The 14609-nt window shown below is 63.0% G+C and carries 16 protein-coding genes; 3 read left to right on the top strand and 13 right to left on the bottom strand.

Annotated features, from left to right (window positions below; translation table 11 throughout):
• Positions 1 to 106: 106 nt before the first annotated feature.
• The 5 genes from V5279_RS25635 to V5279_RS25655 all read right to left on the bottom strand — a co-directional run bounded on the left by V5279_RS25635 (position 107) and on the right by V5279_RS25655 (position 4124).
• Positions 107 to 442 carry an integration host factor subunit alpha gene (locus tag V5279_RS25635; RefSeq protein ID WP_021079083.1) on the bottom strand — a complete coding sequence of 112 codons (336 nt, stop codon included), beginning with the start codon at positions 440 to 442 and terminating at the stop codon, positions 107 to 109.
• 130 nt (positions 443 to 572) lie between these two features.
• Positions 573 to 1550 (bottom strand): beta-ketoacyl-ACP synthase III, encoded by a 978-nt coding sequence (locus V5279_RS25640; protein ID WP_166205499.1) that lies wholly within the window; start codon positions 1548 to 1550, stop codon positions 573 to 575.
• The gene (gene plsX / locus V5279_RS25645; RefSeq protein WP_166296890.1) at positions 1547 to 2608 is read right to left on the bottom strand and encodes a phosphate acyltransferase PlsX; all 1062 of its coding nucleotides are present in this window, start codon (positions 2606 to 2608) and stop codon (positions 1547 to 1549) included. The genes V5279_RS25640 and plsX overlap by 4 nt, the downstream gene beginning before the upstream one ends.
• A 395-nt stretch (positions 2609 to 3003) precedes the next feature.
• Positions 3004 to 3576, bottom strand: a complete 573-nt coding sequence (locus V5279_RS25650; RefSeq protein WP_338689164.1) for a DUF177 domain-containing protein — start codon at positions 3574 to 3576, stop codon at positions 3004 to 3006.
• Positions 3573 to 4124 (bottom strand): ubiquinol-cytochrome C chaperone family protein, encoded by a 552-nt coding sequence (locus V5279_RS25655; RefSeq protein WP_338689166.1) that lies wholly within the window; start codon positions 4122 to 4124, stop codon positions 3573 to 3575. Before V5279_RS25655 ends, V5279_RS25650 begins: the two co-directional genes overlap by 4 nt.
• Before the next feature lie 137 nt (positions 4125 to 4261).
• Here V5279_RS25655 and V5279_RS25660 point away from each other — a divergent pair, with 137 nt between their 5' ends.
• Positions 4262 to 4738: an outer membrane protein assembly factor BamE gene (locus V5279_RS25660; protein WP_224741565.1), complete on the top strand. Its 477-nt coding sequence runs from the start codon at positions 4262 to 4264 to the stop codon at positions 4736 to 4738.
• 54 nt (positions 4739 to 4792) lie between these two features.
• Here the strand turns inward: V5279_RS25660 and makE are convergent, their stop codons facing one another.
• Genes makE through makC (V5279_RS25690) form a run of 6 tightly spaced genes read right to left on the bottom strand, consistent with a single transcriptional unit; the run spans position 4793 to position 9751 of the window.
• Positions 4793 to 5848 (bottom strand): alpha-pore-forming cytotoxin subunit MakE, encoded by a 1056-nt coding sequence (makE, locus tag V5279_RS25665; RefSeq protein WP_338689169.1) that lies wholly within the window; start codon positions 5846 to 5848, stop codon positions 4793 to 4795.
• A 15-nt stretch (positions 5849 to 5863) separates the two neighbouring features.
• Complete coding sequence (locus tag V5279_RS25670) at positions 5864 to 6652, bottom strand: hypothetical protein (RefSeq protein WP_338689171.1); 789 nt, start codon at positions 6650 to 6652, stop codon at positions 5864 to 5866.
• Positions 6653 to 6711: 59 nt separating this feature from the next.
• Positions 6712 to 7836, bottom strand: a complete 1125-nt coding sequence (gene makA, locus V5279_RS25675) for an alpha-pore-forming cytotoxin MakA (RefSeq protein WP_338689173.1) — start codon at positions 7834 to 7836, stop codon at positions 6712 to 6714.
• 19 nt (positions 7837 to 7855) lie between these two features.
• Positions 7856 to 8914 (bottom strand): alpha-pore-forming cytotoxin subunit MakB, encoded by a 1059-nt coding sequence (makB, locus tag V5279_RS25680; RefSeq protein WP_166296902.1) that lies wholly within the window; start codon positions 8912 to 8914, stop codon positions 7856 to 7858.
• A 2-nt stretch (positions 8915 to 8916) separates the two neighbouring features.
• On the bottom strand, positions 8917 to 9345 hold the full coding sequence (makC, locus tag V5279_RS25685) for an alpha-pore-forming tripartite toxin MakABE regulator (RefSeq protein WP_210292747.1): 429 nt from the start codon (positions 9343 to 9345) through the stop codon (positions 8917 to 8919).
• Positions 9346 to 9361: 16 nt separating this feature from the next.
• Positions 9362 to 9751 (bottom strand): alpha-pore-forming tripartite toxin MakABE regulator, encoded by a 390-nt coding sequence (gene makC, locus V5279_RS25690; protein WP_338689179.1) that lies wholly within the window; start codon positions 9749 to 9751, stop codon positions 9362 to 9364.
• Between the two features lie 129 nt (positions 9752 to 9880).
• Here makC (V5279_RS25690) and V5279_RS25695 point away from each other — a divergent pair, with 129 nt between their 5' ends.
• Complete coding sequence (locus tag V5279_RS25695) at positions 9881 to 10546, top strand: hypothetical protein (RefSeq protein ID WP_338689181.1); 666 nt, start codon at positions 9881 to 9883, stop codon at positions 10544 to 10546.
• 145 nt (positions 10547 to 10691) lie between these two features.
• Positions 10692 to 11699 carry a tripartite tricarboxylate transporter substrate binding protein gene (locus tag V5279_RS25700; protein WP_338701383.1) on the top strand — a complete coding sequence of 336 codons (1008 nt, stop codon included), beginning with the start codon at positions 10692 to 10694 and terminating at the stop codon, positions 11697 to 11699.
• A 431-nt stretch (positions 11700 to 12130) separates the two neighbouring features.
• On the opposite strand, the gene V5279_RS25705 is transcribed toward V5279_RS25700, so the two are convergent.
• Both V5279_RS25705 and V5279_RS25710 read right to left on the bottom strand, forming a co-directional pair.
• Positions 12131 to 12286 carry a hypothetical protein gene (locus tag V5279_RS25705; protein ID WP_165123933.1) on the bottom strand — a complete coding sequence of 52 codons (156 nt, stop codon included), beginning with the start codon at positions 12284 to 12286 and terminating at the stop codon, positions 12131 to 12133.
• A gap of 168 nt (positions 12287 to 12454) precedes the next feature.
• Positions 12455 to 14575, bottom strand: coding sequence for a sodium-translocating pyrophosphatase (locus V5279_RS25710; protein ID WP_166205509.1), 2121 nt, complete (start codon positions 14573 to 14575; stop codon positions 12455 to 12457).
• Positions 14576 to 14609: the final 34 nt, after the last annotated feature.

Here is a 14609-nt window from a genome sequence, read left to right on the forward strand (position 1 = left end):
ATGGCTAGAACCCTTTCCGTTCCGATTGAATCGGAACGGAGCTCCAGATTCTAGTTTTGGCGCGTTTTCTTCACGCGAACCGGTATCCACTTCGCTTGAAAACGCTCTAGTCGGCCTTGCTGCCGTCGCCATTGGTGACGGCATGGCCATTGATCCGCTGCTTCAGGATCGCCGACGGCTTGAACACCATCACCCGCCGCGGCGAGATCGGCACCTCGGTGCCGGTCTTTGGATTACGCCCGATACGCTGGCCCTTCTTGCGCACCATGAAGGAGCCGAATGACGACAGCTTCACCGTCTCGCCTTTTTCAAGGCAATCGGTGATCTCCTTCAATACCAACTCGACAAATGCCGACGATTCCGTGCGCGACAGGCCTACCTTTTGGTAGACCGCCTCACACAAATCGACACGCGTCACTGTTTTTCCGGTTCCCGTGGTCATCGCCTGCCCCGCACTCTCGGCGAACAATTTCTTGACTGAAATTAAAAGCTTAGCGCGCAATGGTCAACAGCGACCAGCATCCGGACGCCGGAAAGATACCGGCAACCTGTTGGCACTCTTTAATGACGCGCTACCAGCGCACGAGCGCCGAGCCCCAGGTGAAGCCGCCGCCCATCGCCTCAAACAGCACCAGATCGCCCTTCTTGACGCGTCCGTCCTTCACGGCGACCGACAGCGCCAGCGGGATCGAGGCGGCCGACGTGTTGCCGTGCTTGTCGACCGTCAAGACCACTTTCTGCGGCGCAATATGCAGCTTGTGGGCCGATGCATCGATGATTCGCTTGTTGGCCTGATGCGGAATGAACCAGGTGATGTCGTCGGCGGTAAAGCCGGTGGCGTTGAACGCATCGACGATCACATCAGTGATCATGCCGACGGCGTGCTTGAACACCTCGCGGCCCTCCATCCGGAGATATCCGACCGTCCTGGTCGAGCCGGGGCCGCCATCGACGAACAGCTTCGACTTGTGGCGCCCGTCGGAACGCAGATGCGTCGTCAGCACGCCGGGATCGCTGATCGTGCCGGAATGCTCCTGGGCCTCCAGCACGACCGCGCCGGCGCCATCGCCGAACAGCACGCAGGTGCCGCGGTCGTTCCAGTCGAGGATGCGCGAGAAGGTTTCGGCACCGATCACCAGCGCCCGCTTGTGGTGGCCGGCACGCAGGAAATTGTCGGCGGTGGTCAGCGCAAAGACGAAGCCCGAGCACACCGCCTGCAGGTCGAAGGCCACGCCATGGTTGATGCCGAGCCCGTGCTGGACCGCGACCGCGGTGGCCGGAAAGGTGTTGTCGGGCGTCGAGGTCGCCAGCACGATCAGGTCGATCGACTGGGCGTCGATGTTGGCATCGGCGAGCGCGGCGCGCGCCGCATTGATCGCGAGATGCGAGGTGAACTCGTCATCTGCGGCGATATGGCGCTCGCTGATGCCGGTGCGCTGCACGATCCAGTCATCCGACGTGTCGATCCGGCTGGCCAGTTCGGCATTGGTCAAAACCCGCTCCGGCAAATATGAGCCGCAGCCGAGCACTACCGAACGTATCGCAGTCACGAGACAGCCTCCTGCGCGGTCGGCGCCTTTACCAGGGCGCTGCCGTCGCGGTTGAGCATCTGATTGATCTTGGTGAGGAGATCGTAGTGGGCCATCTCATAGCCAACATCCACCGCATAGGCAAAGCCTTCCGCGTTGATGCCGCCATGGCTCTTGACCACCACGCCGTTCAGGCCGAGCAGCAGGCCGCCATTCGACTTGTTGGGATCGAGCTTGTCGCGCAGCTTCTGGAACGCGCCGCGGGCAAGCAGATAGCCGATCCGCGCCAGCCAGCTCGACGACATCGCCTCGCGCAGCAGCGTGAACATCTGGCGCGCGGTTCCCTCGGCGGCCTTGAGCGCGATATTGCCGCTGAAACCTTCCGACACGATGACGTCGGCGAGCCCCTTGCCGATCGCGTCGCCCTCGACAAAGCCGATATAGTCGAACTGGTTCGAGTTCATCGCGCGCAGCATCTCGGCCGCCTCGCGGATTTCGCCGTGCCCCTTGATCTCTTCGGACCCGATATTGAGCAGGCCGACGGTCGGCCGTTCGAGGTTGAACAGCACGCTCGCCATCGCGCTGCCCATCACCGCGAGCGTCGCCAGATGGTGGGCGTCGCCGCCGATCGAGGCGCCGAGATCGAGCACCACCGAATCGCCGCGCAGCGTCGGCCACACCGCGGCGAGCGCCGGGCGGTCGACGCCGGGCAGCGTCCGCAAATTGATGCTGCCCATCGCCATCAAGGCGCCGGAGTTGCCGGCGGAGACCGCGACGTCGGCCTCGCCATGCTTCACCGCATCGATCGCCAGCCACATCGACGACGCCCTGCGGGTCCGCCGCAGCGCCTGGCTCGGCTTCTCGTCATTCTTCACGGCGACGTCGGTATGGATCACCTTCGATACTGCCTTGAGCGCAGGATGCTTCGCGAGTTCCGGCTCGATCTGGGCCCGGTCTCCGACCAGCAGGAATTCACTGCCGGGATGACGGCTCAATGAGATCGCGGCGCCGGGAATGACCACCGATGCGCCGACATCGCCCCCCATGGCGTCAAGCGCGATTCGAACCTTTTGAGGCATGAACGTCCCGGAAACCTGCTCTCCCACAGCCCTTCAACGCAGGCCGCGAGCTTGAAGTCACCGCTGTCAACGGCGCGCGGCCAAACACCAATTCGCGTCCCGGCCGGGCCGCGACAATAGCGTTTCCGCGGTCCGACACAACCTCTTGACCGCAAACGACCGAGCCGTCAAACCCGTCACGCAACACATCCAAACATACCAGAAATATATTATATTTCAACGCATTGCGACATTTATTTGAAGTGACCACCGACATCCCTCGCGAAGCCGTGCAAGCAAGCCATCCCCTCAAATGTGGCTTCAGAGCGTTTTCGAGCGAAGTGGATCCCGGTTCGCGTGAAGAAAACGCGTCAAAACAAAAAAGCTGCCCTTAGCCGCCCTCAACTGCCCTTGGGCTACTTGCCGTTAGGCTTTTCCTTCAGCGCTTTCAGCGCGGCAAAGGGATGATTTTCCGGATCAGGGGCTTCAACCTCCTGTTCAAACACCGCATCCACCTTGCGCGGATACGGGTCTATGCCGAGAAACAGCGCATCGGTGGCGAGCCGGCCGATGTCGATGAAGCCGCCTGTGATCGGCTCCGGCGGATCCGGCGTTTCCTCATCGCCGGCCTCGGCGTCGTCGACCAGGTCGGCCATCTCCGGGATCTGCTCGGGCGGCGCGAACATCACATCGATCTCTTCATCGATCTCGTTCTCGATCGGATCGAGCGTCACCACGCAGGTCTGCCCGACCTTCGCCAAAACCCTGCCGGTGACGTGGCAGCTGCCGTCGCGCTTGGGCTGCAGATCGAACGTCGCGTGCGCCGAGATCACCTCGCGCAACTCCGCGGCCTCGGCCATCGCCTTGCGCACCGCCTCGTCGGCCACGATCTCGCGATGCAGACCGGTCTCCGGGATTTGCGCGACATTGACGAGAACGCGCCAAGGGTCCCGCACGGCATCGGGCCGTCCTGTGGTCCCGCCGCTCATGCCGCCGTCCCCGCAGCCTGCGGCGCGGGAAAGCGCCACGCGCCCTCGGTCAGCGCCGCGAGGTCGGTGTGATCAAGCACCGCCATTGCCTCCCCGGCATAGGCGGCCAGTTCGCGCGCCTGGTCGATATTCTGGCCGTTGAGGATGTTCTTGCAGAACGACTGGGCCAGGGCCTCCTCGCTGTCGGTCAGCGCCAGGTCATAGGCTGCGGTGCGGCCATAGAAGGCCTCGCCGAACGCCTGCATGCGCTTGGGCACCGTGAGGTCGCCGATACCCATTTCCCGCAGGTTGTCGTCCATGTCGATGCAGAAATGATCGAACAGCGCTTGCGACAGCGCGACGCCGCCCTCGGCGGACTTTAATCGCCGCAGCACCAGCCAGAGATGCATCAGAAGCAGGTCAAAACGGCCGTTAACCGTGTCGGGAACGCCCAAGTCACGGTAAAATAACGGTTCTCGCGCCTGCGTCACGATCATGCCATAGATGGTCTCAATGGTGCTGCGCGCGGGCACCGGGGGTCTTCTGAAGTGATTGAACGGCCAAAGCATGACGGGTTCCGGCTGCCGGCCCCCCAAAGGACACCTGTTGAGCGGTCGCCCATTGGAGCGCGGCATGATTGCAATCCATTGAGCTGCCCGGTACGTCAATGCCACGGCCGATGCAAGGGGACGGATCAGTTCCGCCGATGAACCACACTCTTCCACGACAGTCTCGCGCCGCTTCCGCGCGCGGGTTTTTCACGCGCTTTCGCGCGATCGCCGTCATTGGCCTGGTCTGCGCCGCCCTCGGCGGCTGCGCCGGCGAACAATTCCAGAAGGGCTATATCCTGCCTGAAGGGGCGCTCGAGCAGATCCCGATCGGCGCGAGCCAGGATCAGGTGCTGATCGTGCTCGGCACGCCCTCGACCGTCGCAACACTGGACGGCGAGGTGTTCTATTACATCTCGCAGCGGACCTCGCGCCCGGTCGCCTTCATGAACCAGCGGGTGGTCGACCAGCGCGTGATCGCGGTCTATTTCGACAAGAACCGCCAGGTGCGCCGGCTCGCCAATTACGGCCTCAAGGACGGCAAGATCTTCGACTTCGTCAGCCGCACCACGCCGACGTCGGGCCAGGAAATGTCCTACCTGACACCGCTCTTCAAGCTGCTGAGCTTCAACTGACCGGAATCAGCTATCGCGCCCCGCCCAAGTCCGGGATGCTCAAGTCCCGGACGCTCAACCAATTCTCACCCGGCTGGTGTCGATCTGCCGCCCGGTAAGGTCGGCGACGTGGCTGTCGATCAAATTCCACTCGGTGCAAGCAGCGGTGTACCAGGCCTGACTGACGATGAGGTCTGCCGCCGACGTCGCGGCCTGCAGCTTGGCGATCACGCCGCCGAGCTCGCCGTCCAGAGCGGTCCAGCCGGTCCGGAGCGAATCAAGCGCGTTTTCGATCATCGCCATATCGCTCAGCACGAGCCCGGTGCTCATGGTCAGCGCGCCCAGCGTTGCGACGATCCTTTGATCGTCGGTGAGCGCCGACTGATCAGAGGCGATCTTCTGCTGATAGCCTGATATCTCCGATTGCATGGCATTGATCTGGCCCTCGGCTTCGGCGATCGAGGCCACGCCGATACCGGCCAGGATCAGCGACGCGCCGCCGGTCAGCGGCGCGAACACGACACCGAAGATGGTTTCGATGATGCCGCGCGTGCGCGCGGCTTTCGCCCGTGCGATCGCCTCGCGGTCGGTCTGGATTTGCACGTTGAGCAGTTTGATCTGGTTGTTGATCGCATCGATCTCGCCCTGAATCTGCTGCTCCTGGGCCTGTACCTGCCCGACCGTGTTGCGCATCGCCTGGTCGGCCTGCAGCATCGCCTGCTCGAACGTCTGGAGCTTGCCGAGATAGTCCGCGATCTGTCCGATCATGGCCTGGATCGGCGGCTCAAGCGCCTGCATCGCGGTGATCAGTTCGGCCTTGCCGCCGGCCGAGAAGCGTTGCTCGAGTGCGGCAAACAGAGCGTCGATCTGCGGCGCTGCCGCGACAAACGCCTGCCCGGCGGCGGCAATCGTATCGAGGATGTCGGTCTGGAAATACAGCACTCCGCTGCGGCGCCAGCCGACGACCAGGTTCTCGGCGGCGCCGAGCTCCTGGTCGAGCTGATCGTACCAGGGGGAAGCGACCTCCGCGATCTCGGCCTCGATCACCGCCTGGCAGGACGAGTTGAGCAGCACGATCGCGCCCATGCTCGCGTCGATCTCCGCATTCGTCGCCGCACCGCTGAAAGGCATCTCGTCTCCCCTCTGTTACGCGGCCCTGCCGGGGATTCCGATCGAAGCGGTCGCCAGCTTCTGCGCGAACTGCGTGGCAGCGGCCCATTCGGCCTGCGTGGCCGCGCCGAAAGTGTCGGCCGCGAACGTGCCCAGCGTGACCTTGCCGGCCCTAAGCTCCGCCAATGCATCGCCCATCGCGTCCCGAAGCGCGCCCCAGGCACCGATGAGCTCACGCAGACGCGTCAGTGCATCGCCGGTCGAGCCCAGCACCTGCTCGGCGGCAGACAGCGCAAGCGCCGCCGCGGCCTTTGCGTCAGGCGATTGGTCCGCCGCCGCGCGCAGCGCAGCATCGCGGGCATGCATGGTCTCTCCCCATGCACTGATCGTTGCGAGCCTCGTTTCGAGGCCGGCGACGGTTACGTGCAATGACTGATCCAGTGGGCCGGTGAGTTCGAGCCCGATTTCAACGAAGGGATCGCCTGCGCCCTGCGCATCCGGATGATCAGCCGCAATCGAGCTGACCTGTGAAGAGATCGCCGAAAACGTCGTGCCGTGGTTGATGACCAGCACCAGAACTTCGCCGGTGACATCAGGCCCGATATTGTCGATCCAGTCCTGCGCCTGCGCCTTGGCGGCATCGAGCTTGCTGTTGAGGTCGTCGAACCAGTCGGGTTTTGGCGACGGCTGGATCAGCGGCGCGTTGAGCAAACCATGGCAGGCTGCAGTGACCGCGGCGAGACCCTCGAAGGTCGCCTTGCACGCAGAAGTTAGCCTGCCCAGGCCGCCCACATCCGGTTCGCCGCCTGGCTTGTCGTTCGACATGACGAATTCCTTTCAAGCAAGGCGGGCACCGCCGGCAGGCGGCGGTGCCCGCGAGATGATCAAGCGGCTTTGCCGTCCATCGCCAGTTCCTTGGCCGGATATGAAACCGGGGCATTGACCAGCCCCTGCGCAAACGACGTCGCATCGGCCCATTCCGAGGCTGCAGCGGTGGTGAAAGCACCCGCCACGATGGTGCTGAGCGCCGCTTCAGCCGATTCAAGCTTCGCCAGCACGCCCTGCAGTTCGCCCTGGAACACAGTCCAGCTGGTGCGGAAGTCGGACAGCGCGTTGCTGGCGTCGGTGATGTACTGGATCGCCTGGCTCGAGGCGGAGCCCAGCCCCTGCAGGGCGACCATCTGGCGCTTGTCGTCGTCCAGCTCCTTCTGGTCCTGGGCGATCTCGTCGAATTGCTTGTTGATCTTGCTCTGCATGACGCCCCACGTCACGGCGCCGCCGACGACCAGCAAGCCGCCGGTGCCGGCAACAAGGAGGCTGGCGCCGCCCGTTTCAGGCGCGAGCGCGATACCCACCACCAGGAGAAGCAATCCAATGGCGATGCCGCCAGCGGACGCCGCGATCGCGATATTCTCGTTATGAATGGTGTCGTTGAGCACCTTGATCGCTTCGTTCATCTTGCTGATGTCGGCGCTCAGATCCGCTTCCGCCTTCTGAATGCTGACCGCACCCGAGGTCAGGGCGTCGTGCGACGCCTGCATCAGGTCGCCCCAGTTCTTCATCAGCGTCTGTGTGGTGTTGGCATTGGTGACGATGACCTGCACCGACTGCTCCAGCGCGGCGACCAGCTCATGAACCTGCTTGACGTAGGGGTTGTCGGCGCCTTGTGCGTCCGGGTGCGCGTTAACGATCGACTGGATCGTGCCGGTGATGGCCGAATAGGTCGTGCCGTAGTTGATGACCTGCACCGGAACGCCGCCGGTGACGCTGGGCCCGATATTGTCGATCCAGTCCTGCGCGTGCGTCTTGGCGACGTCGAGCTTGCTGTTGAGGTCGTCGAACCAACTCGGCTTGGGCGACGGCGGCACGAACACCGTGTTCAGGATGCCGTGACACGCCTGGGTGATCAATGACAAGATCACGAAGGCCGATTGGGTTTGGGTCTCGAGCTTGGTGGTCGCCGCCAATTTCGGCGCTGCTTTTAGTTTCAGTTTTGCTAGTGCCATCATGATCTCTCTCCTGCGCGTGCTAGGTTGCGATCGGATGCTGCGGGTCCAGCGTCACCGGCGGCCCGACCGTGGTCTTGGTCGCCGGTATTGCGATTGCGAACTTGCTGATCGCCTGCCAGTTCGCGTTCGCGATCGGGATGGTGAAGATGTCGAAATAGGTCGCCGGGTCGGCGCCGGCTTGAAGCGCCTGGATCGCCTGCTGCACCTTGTCGCGCTCGGTGCTCCACATCGTCACGATCTGGGGCATCACGTCGACGATGCGTCCGAATGTCAGCTCGAGATTGTAGAGCAGCCGCAGCACGAGCTTGGTGCCGGCGGCTGCCTGTGCCTCCTGGCTCGCCTCGATCTGCAGCTTGGCGATCTGCTGCAAGGTCTCGCCGACTTCGGCGGTCTTGGTGATGATGTCGTAGTAGAATTTTCCGACGGTGAAGGCGGCGGCGGCCATCCCGAGGAAGGAGAAGGATTCGCCGACCCCGGTGGCGACGTTGTAGAGTGTCTTCACCGTAGTCGTGACCACGCTCTGGCCGGTGCTGATGTCGCCCGCGGTGATGGAATCCTGGAGCGAGCCGACCAGATCCTCCAGACGCGTGAGCTGCGCGGCGATCTTGACCATCTGCTGCTCTTCGTCCTGCAGCTCGGCCCACCCCGCATTGATGCTGCTCTCCAGCAACGGCTGGATGTTCTTGAAAGCCTGATAGTGGCCTTGCAGCGCCGTCGCCGCGATGTTCGTGGCGTCGATCGACTTGTTGAGCTGGCTGAGCAGAACCTCCTTCAGCAACTTGATCCACTGATCGCTTGTGGTGGCCTTGGCATCGGCCACGCCGGCGAAGGCGCTGCCATAGTTGCTGAACTGCGTCAGCACCGGTCCCCAGACCGAGGGCTTGTCCTCGATCCATTTCGCGCCGGCCTGCCCCAACATGCCGACCCGGTTGCGCACCGGCGCCAGCCAGTCGGGGTCCTTCACCAGCACGCCGATGGTCGTGCCGCTCGCGCTGATCGAATAGCTGTCGAGCCGCAATATCTCGTTGAACGCCTGGGCCAGCAGGCTGTTCGCGACGTTGATCGATGGGCTCAGCATGGTCAGGATATCTTCAGGAATGGATCGAAGGTCATGGCCTTGCCGTCCATGGTCAGCACGCAGGAATATTGCTGGTTGCCCTTGAAGCCCTGGGCTTCGACCCGGCCGGACCAATAGGTGCCGTCGGGCGTGGTCACCGACTGCGGAACGCAGATCTTGTCGTTGATCATCTGGCCGGTGAACTGGGTGATGTTCACGTCGCTGGATGGCGACACCCCGACCACGCTCCAGTTGAGGACCTGACCGTCCTTGACCGCGGTGTAGAGCTCCGCCTGCCCTTCGCTGCCCGAGCCCGCGTGTTTGTTGGTGTCGATCATATATACGTTGTCCTGAAGGTTGCCGGAGGCGAGCGCGCCTTCGACATCCGCCACGATCAACACATCGACTTGACTCAATGCGGCTGCTGCACGCTCTGTTTTATCTGCACTCACGCTGCTGCTCCCTGCGTTAGACGATCTTGATGGATGAGTTGAGCGTCATTGACCTTCCACCGATCGACAGGGCGATCGTGTAAGAAAGGGACGCGAATTGACCGTGGGATTCGACCCGGCCGGACCACACATCCGGGTTGCCCACCTGCGGAGCCGGCTTGCAGACCGACGTGGAGATCATTTGACCGGAGAAGCCGGTGATCGACACCTGGCCCGTGGGGCTGACGGGAGTGACGCTCCAGTTCACGACCTGGCCGTCCTGCACGACCGTGTTGAGCGTCGGCGTTCCCTCGTTCCACGACCCGAGATAGCCGTTGTTGTCAGCCAGAAATGAATTGTCGACAGCCGATCCGCTGGAGAGCGCGCCCTCGGTATCAACAACGATCAGTGCGTCGACTGTTCCCATCGCTGTCCAATCCAAAAATACGAGGTGTCGTTAGCGCCCGCGCCAATCGCTTGGCAGCAAGGCACTGTTACAATTTTCGGCTTTATTTGTTAGAAAATACTTCTCTAGGTAGTTACACCCTGAGGTAGTATGCATGCACAGAAGCTGAGCGCAAGAACGATTCTTGTTCAACACGAAAAGTTGGTCATCGGCTTCACATGCGCGCTCAATTTAAAACCAATGCAACGCTGCGATAGCAAAACAGAGCAGCGCAGCTCCTTCGCGCGATTTCGATTTGTCGTGCTTCGACCGAGCGATTGCTCCAATCAATTTATAGTTGCTTGCAATATATTCACACGCTCGCAGCGATGCTCGTGCTACGCTCGCTATGAGCCCGATCATGCCAATCGGCTCTTCAAGGGCTCTCGTCAGCCTTCATTCAGCAGGGAGATCAACGTCATGGGCTTTTATGGACCGGAACCTTTCGATAGCGCACAGGCCGTTTATGTCTGGACGGGCTTGGGCGCGCCGGGATTCTTCTCCGTCACCGTCAAGGGGAACGCCCCGAATTTCACATCAGGAATCAAACTCATCCGCGACGAGCAATGGGTCGGTGGTCTCGCCATCAGGGTGATGGGATGGACCGGTCCGCTCGGCCAAGGCACCAAGCCCTACACGGTGAAAGGGTCTTTCCCCGGATCCTTCCTCAAGGAGATCGTGATTATCGGAAGCAACAAGACCGAAGTCATCAAGGTGAGCGAAATCCCGTTCACCAACGACGAAGCCTTCGCCAAGAACGCCGACGCGCTGGTGTAACCGCGCCACCGACCTGAAGCAGGCCTGCGCCAGGTCTGCTACGCCAAGTCTGCTGCGCCAAGTCGTCCGCTTGCCGGACAGCCGCGCCATGCCTACGCTCCCTGCAAAATAAAATCATGCAGGGAGCGAAGTCGTGACCAGGGGATTGACCAAGGGATATCTTTCTCGCCGAGGAGTACTTGCGGGGGCTGCGGCCCTTTCGACGGCAGCGATCCTGCCGCGCGCCAGTCGTGGTGCCGGCGACTGGCGGCCGTCTGAGACGGTTCGGATCATCGTGCCGGCGGCAGCCGGCGGCTCCACCGACGTGATGGGGCGGCTGCTCGCCGCGCATCTGCAGCCGATCTGGGGCCAGTCGGTGGTCGTCGAGAATCGCTCCGGCGCCGGCGGCACCATCGGCACATCGGAGGTCGCCCGCGCCAAGGGCGACGGCCACACCATCCTGATCGGCAATCCCGGCCCCAACGCGATCGCCTTCAGCATCTTCCGAAACCTGACCTACAAGGCCGACCAGTTGCAGGCGGTCTCCAACATGATCCGGATCCCGAACATCGTCTCGGCGCATCCGTCGACCGGGCTCAAATCGATCCCCGACTTGATCGACTATCTGAAGAAGAACCCCGACAAGCTGACCTACGGCTCATCCGGCACCGGACAGAGCCCTCACCTCACCGGCGCCTGGTTCCTGCAGCTCACCGGGCTGAAGATGACGCACGTACCGTTCCGCGGCGCCGGCCCGGCGCTGCAGGCCGGGCTCGCCGGCGACATCCAGATCCTGTTCGACAATCTCTATCCATCGCTGCCGCAGGTGCAGGACGGCAAGCTCAACGGGCTCTGCGTCACGACGCCCGAGCGCAGCGAATCCGCGCCCAACCTACCCACGATGCGCGAGGGCGCGCCGGAGCTGGCAAAATTCGACGTCTCGTCCTGGTTTGGCGTGTTCCTGCCGAAGACTGCGCCGGCGCCGGTGCTCGACGAACTGAACCGCCAGGTCAAGGCAATGCTGGAGCGCGACGACATCAAGAAGAATATCGCCGGCATGGGCGCGCGTGCCGACTACGGCACGCCGCAGCAGTTCTCCGATTTCGTCGATGCGGAAACCAAAAAGTTCGCCGCGATCATCGAGAAGGAAGGCTTGCAGATGGAGGTGAAGTGAGCTGGCTGCTCGGGTGCGGCGCCGGGGTCTTGAACCAGTTGAAGATGAGGAGAACCGCCGCGGCCAGCCCTACGGCGAGCATCGTCCGAGGCTGGTAGGAACCGACCCTGTTGATACCGACCTGCAGCTTGCCGCAGCTTGGACAGACGTCGACACCCATCGGCATCTCGCTGCCGCACTGGTTGCATTTGGTCATCTCGAACTTCATGGCGGAAAACCCACGGCCTGCACCGCAGGTTTGTCGCAGATCATGCACCTAGGGTTCAGTACACGCGGATCGCCCCGGCGGCGCTGCGAGGAGCGACGGCGCCGTGGGGCCGATTAGCCCACCGGGTCCGCGCGAAGCGCGGCCCGATGACAGGCCCAGGCGTAATCCGCCGCCGCGGTCAGACCCACTGGTGGATTGCGCTTCGCTAATCTACCCCGGGATTCTACGAAGACTTGTTGATCTTCTTGATCTTGGCGTCGGTTGCTTCAATCGACATGGCCAGTTCCAGGATCGCCTTCGACAGCAGCTCGATGGCCTCCTTCTGATCCTGCGACTTGGAGGCGCGCAGCGCATAGTTTCGTGCGGATGAGAGCGACATCGATTGATCTCCGTTTCGTTCGCGTCTGGTTCTCGACGAATATCGTTGGCGGAAAGCCGATCAATTCGGCAGTACACCGAACGAAGTCCGTGCAAAACAAAAACCCCGCGGCTCGCACCGCGGGATTTTGCGTTTCGTTGGTTTCGCGCCGCTTAGTGCGCCAAGGACTCAGTGCGCCAGAACCGCCAGCAGCAGCAGCGCCACGATGTTGGTGATCTTGATCATCGGGTTCACCGCCGGGCCCGCCGTGTCCTTGTAGGGATCGCCGACGGTGTCGCCGGTCACCGCGGATTTGTGGGCGTCAGAGCCCTTGCCGCCGTAGTGACCGTCCTCGATGTACTTCTTGGCGTTGTCCCAGGCGCCGCCGCCTGAGGTCATCGAGATCGCGACGAACAGGCCGGTGACGATGACGCCGAGCAGCATGGCGCCGACCGCGGAGAATGCCGCTGACTTGCCGGCCGCGCCGCCGCCCGCGATCGCATAGATCACGAAGTAGACGAAGATCGGCGACAGCACCGGCAGCAGCGACGGGATGATCATCTCCTTGATCGCCGCCTTGGTCAGCAGGTCGACCGCCTTGCCGTAGTCCGGCTTGTCGGTGCCCTGCATGATGCCGGGCTTCTCGCGGAACTGACGGCGCACCTCTTCAACGATTGCGCTGGCGGCGCGTCCCACCGCCGTCATGCCCATCGCGCCGAACAGATACGGCAGCAGGCCGCCGAACAGCAGACCAACCACGACGTAGGGGTTGTTGAGCGAGAAGTCCGGATTGACGCCCTTGAAGTAGACGTGGTTGGCGGAGTCGCTGATGAAGAATTTGAGGTCCTGGTTATAGGCCGCAAACAGCACCAGCGCACCGAGACCGGCGGAGCCGATCGCGTAGCCCTTGGTCACCGCCTTGGTGGTGTTGCCGACCGCGTCGAGCGCGTCGGTCGACTTGCGCACTTCCTTCGGCAGGCCCGCCATTTCGGCGATGCCGCCGGCGTTGTCGGTGACCGGACCGAAGGCGTCGAGCGCGACGATCATGCCGGCCAGCGCCAGCATGGTCGCGGTCGCGATCGCGATCCCGAACAGGCCGGCCAGGCTGTAGGTGACGAGGATGCCGGCGATGATGACGATCGCGGGCAAGGCTGTCGCCTCCATCGAGATCGCGAGGCCCTGGATCACGTTGGTGCCGTGACCTGTGACGGACGCCGCCGCAATCGACTTCACCGGGCGGTAGTCGGTGCCGGTGTAGTACTCGGTGATCCAGATGATCAGGCCGGTGACGACCAGACCGACCACGCCGCACTCGAACAGCGCCATGCCGGTGTAGTCGACGCCGTCGAGCTTGCCGAAGCCGATCAACCAGTTGATGACGAGCGCGACGCCGACCAGCGACAGCACGCCGGTGGCGATCAGGCCCTTGTAAAGGGCGCCCATGATCGACTGGCTGGCGCCGAGCTTGACGAAGAAGGTGCCGATGATCGAGGTGATGATGCAGATGCCGCCGATCGCGAGCGGCAGCGTCATCATGTTCACCAGGATCGGCGTCTTGGCGAAGAAGATCGCCGCGAGCACCATGGTGGCGACCGCGGTCACCGCATAGGTCTCGAACAGGTCCGCCGCCATGCCGGCGCAGTCGCCGACATTGTCGCCGACGTTGTCGGCGATGGTGGCCGGGTTGCGCGGATCGTCCTCGGGGATGCCGGCCTCGACCTTGCCGACGAGATCGCCGCCGACGTCAGCCCCCTTGGTGAAGATGCCGCCGCCGAGACGGGCGAAGATCGAGATCAGCGAGGCGCCGAAGCCGAGCGCCACCATGGCGTCGACCACGGTGCGGCTGCCCGCCTCCAGACCCATGAACTTGACCAGGATCATGAAGTAGATGGTGACGCCGAGCAGCGCGAGACCGGCAACCAGCATGCCGGTGATCGCGCCTGCCTTGAAGGCGAGCTCGAGACCGCCGGCGAGCGAGGTGGTCGCTGCCTGCGCGGTGCGGACGTTGGCGCGCACCGAGACGTTCATGCCGATGAAGCCGGCCGCACCCGACAGGATGGCGCCGATCGCAAAGCCGATCGCCACCAGCAGGCCCAGGAAGTAGGCCAGCACCACGAAGATCACGATACCGACGATGCCGATCGTGGTGTACTGCCGCCGCAGATAGGCCTGTGCGCCCTCGCGCACCGCGGCCGCGATTTCCTGCATGCGGGCATTGCCCGCATCCGCGTTCAAGACCGACTGCGTCGCCCAGATCGCGTAGACGATGGAAAGCGCCCCGCAGAGCACAATCAACCATAAAGCTGTCATGTTGCCTCAGATCCTTGATGTAACCCCCGCGCCT

The organism is Bradyrhizobium sp. 26S5 (assembly GCF_036923295.1).
GTDB lineage: Bacteria > Pseudomonadota > Alphaproteobacteria > Rhizobiales > Xanthobacteraceae > Bradyrhizobium > Bradyrhizobium septentrionale.